Here is a 12404-nt window from a genome sequence, read left to right as displayed (position 1 = left end):
CACGCGGGAACCGCTACTGCACCATCCGGAACTGCGGGCTGGTCGGCTCGACCACCTCGACCCGGATGCCGGACGTCGACATCCGCTCCAGCAGCGGCGCGTAGTCGGCCGGCCGCTGCAGCTCGATGCCCACCAGCGCCGGGCCGGTCTCGCGGTTGGACCGCTTGACGTACTCGAAGAGCACGATGTCGTCGTCGGGGCCGAGCACGTCGTCGAGGAACATCCGCAGCGCACCCGGTTCCTGGGGGAACTCCACGAGGAAGTAGTGGCGCAGCCCCTCGTGCACGAGCGCCCGCTCGACCACCTCGGCGTACCGGCTGACGTCGTTGTTGCCGCCGGAGAGCACGCACACGACGGTGGCGCCCGGCTCGGCGACCGGACCGCCCGCGGAGGAGTCGCGGAGCGCGGCGGTGGCCAGGGCCCCCGCGGGCTCGGCGATGATCCCGTCGGACTGGTAGAGGTCGAGCATCTCGACGCAGACCAGTCCCTCGGGGACGGTGCGCACCTCCGGTCGGTGCTGCGCGGCGACGGCGTGGGTCCAGTCCCCCACGCGGCGCACGGCGGCCCCGTCGACGAAGGAGTCGACGGCCTCGAGCTCGACCGGCGCCCCGGCCGCGAGCGCGGCCGTCATGGACGCCGCGCCCGCCGGCTCCACCCCGACCACGGCGACCCGCGGGGCCCGCTCTGCGAGGACGGTCAGCGTGCCGGCCAGCAGGCCGCCGCCACCGACCGGCGCGACGACGGCGGCGGGCGCGCGGCCGAGCTGCTGGAGGATCTCCAGGGCGACCGTGCCCTGGCCGGCGATGGTGCGGGGGTCGTCGAACGCCGGCACGACGACCGCACCCGTCGCCTCGGCGAGCCCGCGGCTGCGCAGGGCGGCGTCGTCGTAGGTGTCGCCGTCGACGACGACCTCGACGAACCGGCCGCCGAGCGCCGCGATCCGCGCGCGCTTCTGCCGGGGCGTGGTCCGGGGCAGGAAGATCGTGGCCCGCACGCCCAGCCGGGAGCAGGCGAACGCCACGCCCTGGGCGTGGTTGCCGGCGCTGGCGCAGGTCACCCCACGCTGCTGCTCCGCGGCGGACAGGCCCGCGATCAGGCTGTAGGCGCCACGGCCCTTGTAGGACCGCACCTCCTGCAGGTCCTCGCGCTTGAGCCACACGTCGAGGCCGGTGGCGGCGGAGAGCCGGGCGGAGTGCTGCAGCGGGCTGGTCCCGACCACCCCGCCGAGCAGTCCCGCCGCTCGCTCGACGTCCGACGCGGTTGGCAGCTGCACGCCCGCGACCCTAGTCCCGGCCCGGCGCGCCTCGTCGCGCAGGCCGGGCCGGGGCGCCGTCACGCCCTCAGGTCGAAGTCGTCGTCGCGGTACTCGGTGCTGGGGCGCTGCTGGGCGACCTCCACCTCCCGGGCGCGGAGCTCGACGCGGCGGATCTTGCCGGAGATGGTCTTGGGCAGCTCGAAGAACTCCAGCCGGCGCACGCGGAGGTACGGCGGGAGCTGCTCGCGCGCGTGGGCCAGGATCGACCGGGCGGTCTCGGCAGTGGGCTCGTGGCCGGGGGCGAGGGCGACGTACGCCTTGGGCACCGCGAGCCGGACGGCGTCCGGGGCCGGGACGACGGCCGCCTCGGCGACCGCCGGGTGCTCGATCAGCACCGACTCCAGCTCGAAGGGCGACACCTTGTAGTCGGAGGCCTTGAAGACGTCGTCGGTGCGGCCGACGTAGGTGATGTAGCCGTCCTCGTCGCGGTCGGCGACGTCGCCGGTGTGGTACCGGCCGCCGCGCATCGCCTCCGCGTGGCGGTCGGGGTCGCCCTGGTAGCCGGTCATCAGCGTCACCGGGCCCGCCGCGAGGTCCAGGCAGATCTCCCCCTCGCCGGGTCCCTCGACCACCTCGTCGGTGGCGGGGTCGACCAGGACGACCGGCACTCCGGGCAGCGGGCGGCCCATCGACCCGGCCTTGACCGGCTGGCCCGGGGTGTTCGCGATCGAGGCGGTGGTCTCGGTCTGCCCGAAGCCGTCGCGGATGGTCAGCCCCCAGTGGTCGCGCACCTGCTTGATCACCTCGGCGTTCAGCGGCTCGCCGGCGCCGATCGCCTCGCGCAGGTCGCCGGGGCCGCCGCTCAGGTCGGCGTTGATGAGCATCCGCCACACCGTCGGCGGCGCGCAGAACGTCGTCACCCGCTCCTCCCGGATCGCCCGCAGCATCGTGACGGGGTCGAAGCGCCGGTAGTTGTGGACCAGCACGGTGGCCTCGGCGAGCCAGGGCGCGAAGAAGTTCGACCACGCGTGCTTGGCCCAGCCGGGGCTGGAGACGTTGAGGTGCACGTCGCCAGGCCGCAGGCCCAGCCAGTACATCGTGGTGAGGTGGCCGACCGGGTAGGAGCGGTGGGTGTGCTCGACCAGCTTGGGCCGGCTCGTGGTGCCGCTGGTGAAGTAGAGGAGCAGCCGGTCGTCGGTGCCGTTGCCCGGGTGCGGGACCGGCCGCGGCTCGAGCTCGTAGGCCGCGCCGTGGTCGAGCCACCCCTCCGCGCCACCCACGGCGAACTGGAGGAAGTCGCCCTCGATGCCGTCGAGCTTGGCGGTGTCGGCGGGGTTGCAGACCACCGCACGCGCATCGCCGCGGCGGATCCGGTCGGCGAGCTCGGCCGTCGTGACCGCCGTGGTCGTCGGCATGATCACCGCGCCCACCTTGGTCAGCGCCAGCATCGTCTCCCACAGCTCGACCTGGTTGCCGAGCATCACCAGCACCGCGTCGCCGCGGCCGATCCCGTAGGACCCGAGCGCCGCCGCCACCTGGTCGGAGCGGTCGACCAGCTCGGCGAAGGAGTACGACGCACGGGTGCCGTCCTCCTCCAGGATCACCAGCCCGGGGGCGTCGTTGCCGCGGGCGAACGGGTCGAACCAGTCGTGGGCGAAGTTGAAGGTCGCTCCGACGTCGGGCCAGGAGAAGTCGGCGACGGCATCGGCGTACCGGGTGCGGCGCTCGACCAGGGCGTCGCGGACGCGGCGCAGCTCTGCGGTGGCGGTCATGGCACCAGCGTCATCGCCGGGAGACGGTCGTCACACCCCCCGATGGGGTGCCCCGTCGGTGCCGCGTCAGGGCAGGAGCCCGCGGCGGCGCGCCTCCGCGACCGCCTCGTGGCGGCCGTGCGCACCGAGCACGACGAGCAGGTCGCGCATGTAGGACTTCACCGTCTGGGCCGAGAGCCCCAGCCGCTCCGCGACGACCGCGTACGGCGCGCCGGTGGCCACCAGCGAGAGCACGTCGACCTGCCGGGGCGAGAGCGGCGGCGCGGCCGGCGCCTCCTCGACCATCGCTGCGGCGATCCGCTCGAGGCGGGCGCCCAGCGCCGGGTCGGTGGTGCTCGCGGCCAGCTCGCGCAGCTCCGCGTGCGCACGGCCGAGCGAGACCGCGGAGCGCGCCTCCTCCGCCTGCCGCGCGGCGACCCGCCGCTCGACCTCGTCCTCGACGGCGATCTCCCGCGCCAGGTGCCGGGCGGCGCCGGTCGCCGCGGCCCGCAGCCGCAGCACGTGGTCGGAGCGGCCGGGCGCGCCGCGCAGGCCGGCGTACACCACGCCCCGCACCGAGCGGCCGACGACGACCGGTGCCCCGACGACGGTGCGCAGGCCCTCCGCGGAGACCGCCGCGTCGTAGTCGTGGGTGATCTCCGAGGCCAGCCCGTAGTCCTCGACGACCAGGACGTCGGACTCGCGCAGCACCCGCCCGCCGAGGCCGGAGCCGGCGCGGACGACGAGGCCGTCGAGCGAGCCGGTGCGCGCGCCGACGAAGTGGGTCAGCCGCAGCCCGCCGGTCCCCACGGGCCCGCCGAAGACCATCGGCGCCCCGCTGCGCTCCCGCAGGTCCGTCAGCGTCGAGCGCCAGGCCCGGCTCGCACCGCTCGCGTCCACGGCCACCTCCTGCTGCTCGGCCCGCAGCAGGGTAACCCCGCCCGGCCGGCACGATCGGCGTCGAGCCGCTCAGCCCAGCCCGAGCTCGGAGGCCGACCGCTCGCGCATCTCGACCTTGCGGACCTTGCCGGTGACCGTCATCGGGAACTCGTCGACGACGAGGACGTAGCGCGGCACCTTGAAGTGCGCCAGCCGACCCTCGCAGTAGGCCCGCACCGCGGCCGCGTCGAGCGGCTCCGCCCCGGCACGCACCCGGATCCAGGCGCACAGCTCCTCGCCGTACCGCTCGTCCGGCACCCCGACGACCTGGACGTCCTCGACGTCGGGGTGGGTGTGCAGGAAGTCCTCGACCTCGCGCGGGTAGATGTTCTCGCCACCCCGGATCACCATGTCCTTGATCCGCCCGACGATCGTGCAGTAGCCGTCCTCGCGCATCACCGCGAGGTCGCCGGTGTGCATCCAGCCGTCGGCGTCGACGGCCTCGCGGGTCTTCTCCTCCTCCTCCCAGTAGCCGAGCATCACCGAGTAGCCGCGCGTGCAGTACTCCCCCGGCTCGCCCCGCCCGACGGTCTCGCCCGAGACCGGGTCGACCACCTTGATCTCGAGGTGGGGGTGGACCCGCCCGATGGTGGCCGTGCGCCGCTCGACGTCGTCGTCGCCCCGGGTCTGGCAGGAGACCGGCGAGGTCTCGGTCATGCCGTACGCGATCGACACCTCGGTCATGCCCATGTCCTCGATGCAGCGGCGCATCACCTCGACCGGGCACACCGAGCCGGCCATGATCCCGGTGCGCAGCGTCGAGAGGTCGTGGTCGGCGAACGTCGGGTGGTGCTGCATCGCGATGAACATCGTCGGCACGCCGTACACGCCGGTGCAGCGCTCGGCGGCGATGGTGGCCAGGGTGGCCTCGGGGTCGAACGCCGGCGCCGGGATGACCATCGTGGTGCCGTGGCTGGTGCACCCGAGGTTGGCCATCACCATCCCGAAGCAGTGGTAGAAGGGCACCGGGATGCACAGCCGGTCCTCGGGGCCGAGCGCGATCAGCTCGGTGGTGAGGTAGCCGTTGTTGAGGATGTTGCGGTGGCTGAGCGTCGCGCCCTTGGGGCGGCCGGTGGTGCCGGAGGTGTACTGGATGTTGATCGGGTCGGCGGGGTCCAGCTCCGCCATCCGCTCGGCCACCGCGCCGGCCGGCAGCGGCTCGCCCTCGGCCAGGAGGGCCGCCCAGTCCTCGGTGTCGAGCAGGACCACCCGCTCCAGCGCCGGGCAGTCCGCGCGGACCGCGGCGACCATCGCGGCGTAGTCGCTCGTGCGGAACCGGGAGGCGGCGACGAGCAGCCGCATCCCCGACTGCTCGACGGCGTAGGCGAGCTCGTGGGTCCGGTAGGCGGGGTTGACGTTGACCAGGACCGCGCCGACCTTGGCGGTGGCGTACTGGGTGAGCGTCCACTCCGCGCAGTTCGGCGCCCAGATGCCGACCCGGTCGCCGCGCTCGATCCCGGCGGCGAGCAGGCCGCGGGCCAGGGCGTCGACGTCGGCGTCGAGCTCCGCCCAGGTCCAGCGACGGCCGGTGGCGACCTCGACGAGGGCCTCCCGCTCGGCGTGGGCCGCGACCGTGCGCTCGAGGTTCGCGCCGATCGTCTCCTCGAGCAGCGGCGGCTCGGCCCCGCCCGCGGCGTACGACAGCCGCGCCCCCTGCGGCTCCGGCTGTGCTGCGTCCTGACCGGCCATGGTTCCTCCCCAACGCGTCCTGTCCCCGCACTCTAGGGTGAGCCGGGTCACGTCGGGACGGCTCCCGCACGTAATCTTGACTTGATCCAGAAAACCCGCGATGCTCGTGCCATGACGACGCCGGACCGCCAGCCGGGGCCCTCCGCGGGCACCACCCCGGACTTCACGGCCGAGCTGCGTGAGGCCGGACTGCGGGTGACCAAGCCCCGACTGGCCGTGCTCACCGCGGTCCACGACCACCCGCACGCCGACACCGACACGGTCATCGGCCAGGTCCGCGCGGACCTCGGCGCGGTGTCCCACCAGGCGGTGTACGACGTCCTGCGTGCGCTCACCGACGCCGGCATGGTCCGCCGCATCCAGCCGGCCGGGGCCACCGCCCGCTACGAGTCCCGGGTGGGCGACAACCACCACCACGTCGTCTGCCGCTCCTGCGGCGCGATCGCCGACGTGGACTGCTCGGTCGGCCACGCCCCGTGCCTCACCGCGTCCGACGACCACGGCTTCGTGGTCGACGAGGCGGAGGTCGTGTACTGGGGCACCTGCCCCGACTGCGCGGCCGCCCGCACCACTGGCAGCACCACTGGCAGCACCACCCGCACCACCCCTGCCTGACCCCTCCACCAGCACCACCACCGGAAGGACATCGATGACCCAGGACGACAACGCCCCCGTCAGCCCCCAGGGGGTGGACCGGAAGGCCGAGGGCGGCTGCCCGGTCATGCACGACTCCGCCGCCGCGCACGGCAGCGAGAGCGAGAACCCGGCGATCGACTCGCCGACGCCCAAGACCGGTGGCCGCCCGCACACCAACAAGGACTGGTGGCCCAACAGCCTCGACCTCTCGCCGCTGCACGCCCACTCCTCCAAGAGCAACCCGCTCGGTCCGGACTTCGACTACTCCGAGGAGTTCAAGAAGCTCGACCTGCAGGAGCTGCGCCGCGACATCGTCGAGGTCCTCAACACCTCCCAGGACTGGTGGCCCGCCGACTTCGGCCACTACGGCGGCCTCTTCATCCGGATGAGCTGGCACGCCGCCGGCACGTACCGCATCTTCGACGGCCGCGGCGGCGCGGGCGAGGGCTCGCAGCGCTTCGCCCCGCTCAACAGCTGGCCCGACAACGCCAACATCGACAAGGCCCGCCGCCTGCTGTGGCCGGTCAAGCAGAAGCACGGCCAGAAGATCTCCTGGGCCGACCTGCTGGTGTACGCCGGCACCGTCGCGCTCGAGGACATGGGCTTCCAGACCTTCGGCTTCGCCTTCGGCCGCGAGGACATCTGGGAGCCGGAGGAGATCATCTGGGGCCCCGAGGACACCTGGCTGGGCGACGAGCGCTACTCCGGCGAGCGCGAGCTCGAGGAGACCCTGGGCGCGGTCCAGATGGGCCTGATCTACGTCAACCCCGAGGGCCCGAACGGCAACCCGGACCCGCTGGCCTCGGCCCGCGACATCCGCGACACCTTCGCGCGGATGGCGATGAACGACGAGGAGACCGTCGCGCTCATCGCCGGCGGCCACACCTTCGGCAAGACCCACGGCGCCGGCGACCCCGACCTCGTCGGCCCCGAGCCGGAGGCCGCGCCGATCGAGGAGCAGGGCCTGGGCTGGAAGAGCGGCTTCGGCTCCGGCAAGGGCGCCGACGCGATCACCTCGGGCCTGGAGGTCACCTGGACCTCCACGCCGACCCGGTGGAGCAACGACTTCTTCAAGTTCCTCTTCAAGTACGAGTGGGAGCTGGAGAAGAGCCCGGCCGGCGCCTGGCAGTGGGTCGCCAAGGACGCCGAGGCGATCGTCCCCGGCCCCGCCGCCGACTCCCCCAAGCGCAAGCCGACCATGCTCACCAGCGACCTCGCGCTGCGCTTCGACCCCGAGTACGAGAAGATCTCGCGCCGCTTCCTCGAGAACCCCAACGAGTTCTCGCAGGCCTTCGCCAAGGCCTGGTACAAGCTGCTCCACCGCGACATGGGCCCCATCGAGCGCTTCCTCGGCCCGTGGGTGCCCGAGGCGCAGCTGTGGCAGGACCCGGTCCCGCCGGTGCAGGGCGAGCTCGTCGGCGACGCCGACGTGGCGGCGCTGAAGTCGGCCGTGCTCGAGTCCGGCCTCACCGTCTCCGAGCTGGTCTCCACCGCGTGGGCGTCGGCCGCGTCGTTCCGCTCCACGGACAAGCGCGGTGGCGCCAACGGTGCGCGGATCCGCCTCGAACCGCAGCGCGGCTGGGCCGCCAACCAGCCCGAGCAGCTCGAGCGGGTGCTCGAGCGGCTCGAGGCCGTCCGGGCGGAGTTCAACGGCCGCGGCGGCGCGCAGGTCTCGATGGCCGACCTCATCGTCCTGGCCGGCTCGGCCGCGGTCGAGAAGGCCGCCCGGGACGCCGGTGTCGAGGTGACCGTGCCGTTCCACCCCGGCCGCACCGACGCCACCCAGGAGCAGACCGACGTCCACTCCTTCCGCGTCCTCGAGCCGCGTGCCGACGGCTTCCGCAACTACCTGCGGTCCGGCGAGAAGATGCAGCCGGAGGTCCTCCTGGTCGAGCGCTCCTACATGCTCGACCTGACCGCCCCCGAGATGACCGTCCTCGTCGGCGGCCTGCGGGCGCTCGGCAACAACGTCGGCGGCGTGCAGCACGGCGTCCTCACCGACCGGCCGGGCGTGCTCACCAACGACTTCTTCGCCAACCTGCTCGCCCCCGGCACGCAGTGGAAGGCCTCGGAGTCGGAGGAGAACGTCTACGACATCCGTGACGCCGCGACCGGCGAGCCGAAGTGGACCGCCACCGCGGTGGACCTGATCTTCGGCTCGAACTCCCAGCTGCGTGCCCTCGCCGAGGTCTACGCCAGCGAGGACGCCCGCGACAAGTTCGTCCAGGACTTCGTCCAGGCCTGGACCAAGGTCATGGAGCTGGACCGCTTCGACCTGGAGTGAGCCCGACCGCCTGACCCCGCTCGAGCCCGGTCGCCCCACCACGGGGCGGCCGGGCTCGTCGCCGTCCGGGGCACTACCGTGCGGCCGTGCTCCCGGACGTCCTGGTCGAGGCGACCGCCGCCGCCTGGACGACCACGTGGCCCGTGCTCGCCTTCCTGCTCGTCATCACCCTGGTCAGCGACCTGTGCGCGGACGCCCGGCTCTTCGACGTCGCCGCCCACGCCGTCGCCCGGCTGGCCGGTGGCCGCACGCCGCTGCTCTTCGCGGCCCACTGCCTGCTCGCGACCGTCACCACCGTGCTGCTGGGGATCGACACCACCGCGGTGATGCTCACCCCGGTCTCCCTCGCGCTCGCCGCCCAGGTCGGGGTGGCGCCGCTGCCGTTCGCCTTCGCCACGCTGTGGCTGGCCAACGGCGCGAGCCTGTTGCTGCCGATCTCGAACCTCACCAACCTCCTGGCCGTCGAGCGCACGGGGCAGTCGGCCGGTGCGTTCGTCGCCGACCTCTGGCTGCCGCAGGTCGTCGTGCTGGCCGTCGTGGTCACGGTCCTCGCGCTGCGGCACCGGGCGGCGCTCACCGGCACCTACCCCGTCCCCCGCACGCTCCCGGCGTACGACGCCGTGCTGGTCGCCGGCAGCGCGACCGTCGCGCTGGGGATCGCGGTGGCGACCGTGGTCGGCGCCCCGGCCTGGGCCGCGGCGACCGGCGGGCTGGCCGTGCTCGTGCTGCTCGCCGTCGTCCGCGACCCGGGGCTGGTGCGGCCGGGCCGGCTGCTGAGCTCGGTCCCGGCGGTCATCCTCGTGGGCACCTTCGCGCTGTTCACCCTGGTCGAGGTCGCCCTGCGGGTGGTCGACGTCGAGCGCCTCGACTGGCCCGGCCCGGTCGCGGTGGCCGCCGCGGCGGCCCTGCTCGCCAACGCCGTGGACAACCTCCCGGCGTGGCTCGCGCTCGCGCCGCTGACCGACGACGGCCTCCAGCCGGCCCTGCTGGTCGGGGTCAACACCGGCGGCATGCTGCTGCTCTGGGGCTCGCTGGCGAACCTGCTCTGGCGGCGCCGCTGCCGCCTCGCCGGCCTGCACGTCACCTGGACCCAGTTCCTCCGCGAGGGCCTGCTGGTGGTCCCCCTCTCCGTCCTCCTCGGCGCCCTCGTCGCCTGACCGCTGGTCGAGCAGCGAAGGCGCCCAACGCCTGAGCCGGCGACCGCTGGTCGAGCAGCGAAGGCGTCCAACGCCTAGGCCGGCGACCGCTGGTCGAGCAGCGAAGGCGCCCAACGCCTGAGCGTCGTCGAGACCCCCGCACCTCCCCACCACCGCAACCACCTCACCGGGTCTCGACGACGGCTCGCTGGCGCTCGCCTGCTCGACCAGCAACCCGCTGGTCGAGCAGCGAAGGCGTCCAACGCCTGAGCCGGCGACCGCTGGTCGAGCAGCGAAGGCGTCCGGCGCCTGAGCCGGCGACCGCTGGTCGAGCAGCGAAGGCGTCCAACGCCTGAGCGTCGTCGAGACCCCCGCACGTCCCCATCACCGCAGGCACCTCACCGGGTCTCGACGACGGCTCGCTGGCAACCCGCTGGTCGAGCAGCGAAGGCGTCCAGCGCCTGAGCGTCGTCGAGACCCCCGCACCTCCCCACCACCGCAACCACCCTCACCCGGTCTCGACGACGGCTCGCTGGCGCTCACCTGCTCGACCAGCGGCCCGCACCAGCGCCTGAGCGTCGTCGAGACCCCCGCACCTCCCCACCACCGCAACCACCTCACCGGGTCTCGACGACGGCTCGCTGGCAACCCGCTGGTCGAGCAGCGAAGGCGTCCAACGCCTGAGCGTCGTCGAGACCCCCGCACGTCCCCATCACCGCAGGCACCTCACCGGGTCTCGACGACGGCTCGCCGGCAACCCGCTGGTCGAGCAGCGAAGGCGTCCAGCGCCTGAGCGTCGTCGAGACCCCCGCACCTCCCCACCACCGAAACCACCTCACCCGGTCTCGACGACGGCTTGCCGGCGACCGCTGGTCGAGCAGCGAAGGCGCCCAACGCCTGAGCGTCGTCGAGACCCCCGCACCTCCCCACCACCGCAACCACCTCACCGGGTCTCGACGACGGCTCGCTGGCGCTCGCCTGCTCGACCAGCGGCCCGCTGGTCAGGCCGGGTCGTCGGTGGAGGGCGCGCCGGCGGTGAGGCCGGGCCAGAGCCGGAGCTGGAGGCCGACGGCGAACCGCTGGGCGGGGTCGAGCAGGTCGAGGCCGCCGACCTCGCGCACGCGGCGCAGGCGGTAGCGGAAGGTGTTGGGGTGCACGTAGAGCGCCTCGGCGGCGCGGTTGACGTCGCCGAACGCCTCGAGCCAGGCGTGCAGGGTGGCGACCAGGCTGCCGTCGTGCTCCTCGTCGTAGGCCACCAGCGCGGCGAGCGGCCCGGTGACCGGCTCGCCCCGGGCGAGGACCCGGTCGCGAAGCTCCATCAGCAGCGACTCGGTCTGGACGTCGACGAGGCGGGCGACCGGGCCGGCCGACGGGTCGTCGCGCAGCACCCGCAGGACCCGGTCGGTCGTCTCCCGTGACCGGCCGATCTCGCTCAGCGAGGTCGCGACCGGCCCGACGGCCACCACCGTGCGCAGCCGCTCACCGATCCGCTCGAGGAAGTCGCCGGCGACACGGACGGCGCGGGCCTCCCCCTCCCCGGCGGGACCGGCGTACGCCGCCAGGGCGTAGGTGACCCCGCCGACCGGCGCGGTGGCCGACCGCGGGTGCACAGCGCTGAGGTGGACGGCGAAGGCGTCGCTGAGCCGCTGCCGCTCGTGGGCGAGGACGGGGTCGTCGCCGGTCTCCGGGTCGGGGTCGGGCACCGCCAGCGCGAGCACGAGCAGCGGGCTGTCGGCGAGGCCGAGCCGCTCCAGCGCCTCCCGGGCACCGGGGCCGCCCTCGAGCACCGAGCCGACGAGGTCCGCGCGCACGCGGCGCTCCACATCGGCGCCGGCACGCACGCGCAGCAGGTGCAGGGCGACGAGCTTCGCGGCGTCGCGCAGGGCGTCGGTGCGCTCGGGCGACAGTGGTCCGGGGACGGCGGCCCAGATCGAGCCGAGCACCTCGTCGCCGGCCCGGACCGCGACCGCGACCCGGGGCATGACGAAGACCTGGTCGGCGTCCGGCGTGGGGTCGACGAAGATCGGCTGGTCGCTGCGGTGCAGCTCGCGGAAGACCCCCCGCTCGCTGAGGATCCGGGAGTAGCGCTCGGGCACCTGCCGGCCCAGGATCGTCTCCACCCGCGAGGGGTCGGCCTCGTCCTGGCGGCCGGAGAACGCCAGGACCCGCGAGCTCCGGTCCTCGATGGTGATGGGCGCGTCCAGCAGCGAGGCGATCGCGTTGGCGACGGCGAACAGGTCGCCGGAGGGCAGCCCGCCCAGCGACTCCGGGGCCACCGCACCCACGTCGCCCTCGACGAGCAGCGAGCGCAGCATGGCGGCCAGGTGGGCCCACGGGGCGCCCCGGCTCAGGCCGAGCACCGGCACCCCGGCGGCCTCCGAGGCGGCGCGCACCTCCGGCGACACCGGCACCGGCGCCCGCAGCACCAGCGCCGCGGCGTCCCGCCGCCCGAGCTCGCCGAGCAGCTCGGCCACCCGGTCCGGCTCCTCCACGCCGACCCCGAGCACGAGCGAGCGGCGCGGCAGCACGGGCGCGTCGAGCGGGTCGTGGATGACCACGCCGCTGATCTCCTCCGCGCGACCGGGGTCGCCGTGGACCAGCTCGAGCAGCGTGCTCCCGAGGTCGTCCAGGACCCGGGCGAGGCTGGCCCGCGCCCGGGGGCCCGGGACCGCCGAGGACTGCACGACCCGGACCCTAGCGGCGTACGGCGCTCC

The 12404-nt window shown here is 74.2% G+C and carries 8 protein-coding genes; 3 read left to right on the top strand and 5 right to left on the bottom strand.

The genetic code is table 11. The features are described from left to right. Positions 1-13: 13 nt before the first annotated feature. The 4 genes from ilvA to AB0N29_RS10070 form a co-directional block, all read right to left on the bottom strand. Complete coding sequence (ilvA, locus tag AB0N29_RS10085; RefSeq protein WP_364866329.1) at positions 14-1273, bottom strand: threonine ammonia-lyase IlvA; 1260 nt, start codon at positions 1271-1273, stop codon at positions 14-16. Between the two features lie 59 nt (positions 1274-1332). Beyond that, positions 1333-3027, bottom strand: a complete 1695-nt coding sequence (locus AB0N29_RS10080; RefSeq protein WP_364866327.1) for an AMP-binding protein — start codon at positions 3025-3027, stop codon at positions 1333-1335. 66 nt (positions 3028-3093) lie between these two features. Beyond that, positions 3094-3906 carry a LuxR C-terminal-related transcriptional regulator gene (locus AB0N29_RS10075; protein ID WP_364866325.1) on the bottom strand — a complete coding sequence of 271 codons (813 nt, stop codon included), beginning with the start codon at positions 3904-3906 and terminating at the stop codon, positions 3094-3096. Positions 3907-3975: 69 nt separating this feature from the next. After that, complete coding sequence (locus AB0N29_RS10070; protein ID WP_364866324.1) at positions 3976-5634, bottom strand: AMP-binding protein; 1659 nt, start codon at positions 5632-5634, stop codon at positions 3976-3978. A gap of 111 nt (positions 5635-5745) precedes the next feature. Between AB0N29_RS10070 and AB0N29_RS10065 the strand changes: the two genes are divergently transcribed. The 3 genes from AB0N29_RS10065 to AB0N29_RS10055 all read left to right on the top strand — a co-directional run bounded on the left by AB0N29_RS10065 (position 5746) and on the right by AB0N29_RS10055 (position 9711). Beyond that, positions 5746-6249, top strand: coding sequence for a Fur family transcriptional regulator (locus AB0N29_RS10065; RefSeq protein WP_302269395.1), 504 nt, complete (start codon positions 5746-5748; stop codon positions 6247-6249). A gap of 34 nt (positions 6250-6283) precedes the next feature. After that, positions 6284-8554: a catalase/peroxidase HPI gene (gene katG, locus AB0N29_RS10060; protein ID WP_364866321.1), complete on the top strand. Its 2271-nt coding sequence runs from the start codon at positions 6284-6286 to the stop codon at positions 8552-8554. 86 nt (positions 8555-8640) lie between these two features. Further along, a complete protein-coding gene (locus tag AB0N29_RS10055) occupies positions 8641-9711 on the top strand; it encodes an SLC13 family permease (RefSeq protein ID WP_364866319.1) in 1071 nt (356 codons plus the stop codon). 980 nt (positions 9712-10691) lie between these two features. On the opposite strand, the gene AB0N29_RS10050 is transcribed toward AB0N29_RS10055, so the two are convergent. Further along, positions 10692-12374 carry a helix-turn-helix domain-containing protein gene (locus AB0N29_RS10050; RefSeq protein ID WP_364866317.1) on the bottom strand — a complete coding sequence of 561 codons (1683 nt, stop codon included), beginning with the start codon at positions 12372-12374 and terminating at the stop codon, positions 10692-10694. Between the last annotated feature and the right edge of the window lie 30 nt (positions 12375-12404).

Source organism: Nocardioides sp. NPDC092400, from assembly GCF_040684155.1.
Taxonomy (GTDB): Bacteria; Actinomycetota; Actinomycetes; order Propionibacteriales; family Nocardioidaceae; genus Nocardioides.
This window is presented reverse-complemented; position numbering and strand designations above follow the sequence as displayed.

What these genes read in the sequence shown, in the direction of transcription:
- AB0N29_RS10080 (WP_364866327.1), bottom strand. Translation starts at nt 3,027, where the DNA reads ATGACCGCCACCGCAGAGCTGCGCCGCGTCCGCGACGCCCTGGTCGAG.
- AB0N29_RS10070 (WP_364866324.1), bottom strand. Translation starts at nt 5,634, where the DNA reads ATGGCCGGTCAGGACGCAGCACAGCCGGAGCCGCAGGGGGCGCGGCTG.
- AB0N29_RS10065 (WP_302269395.1), top strand. Translation starts at nt 5,746, where the DNA reads ATGACGACGCCGGACCGCCAGCCGGGGCCCTCCGCGGGCACCACCCCG.
- katG (WP_364866321.1), top strand. Translation starts at nt 6,284, where the DNA reads ATGACCCAGGACGACAACGCCCCCGTCAGCCCCCAGGGGGTGGACCGG.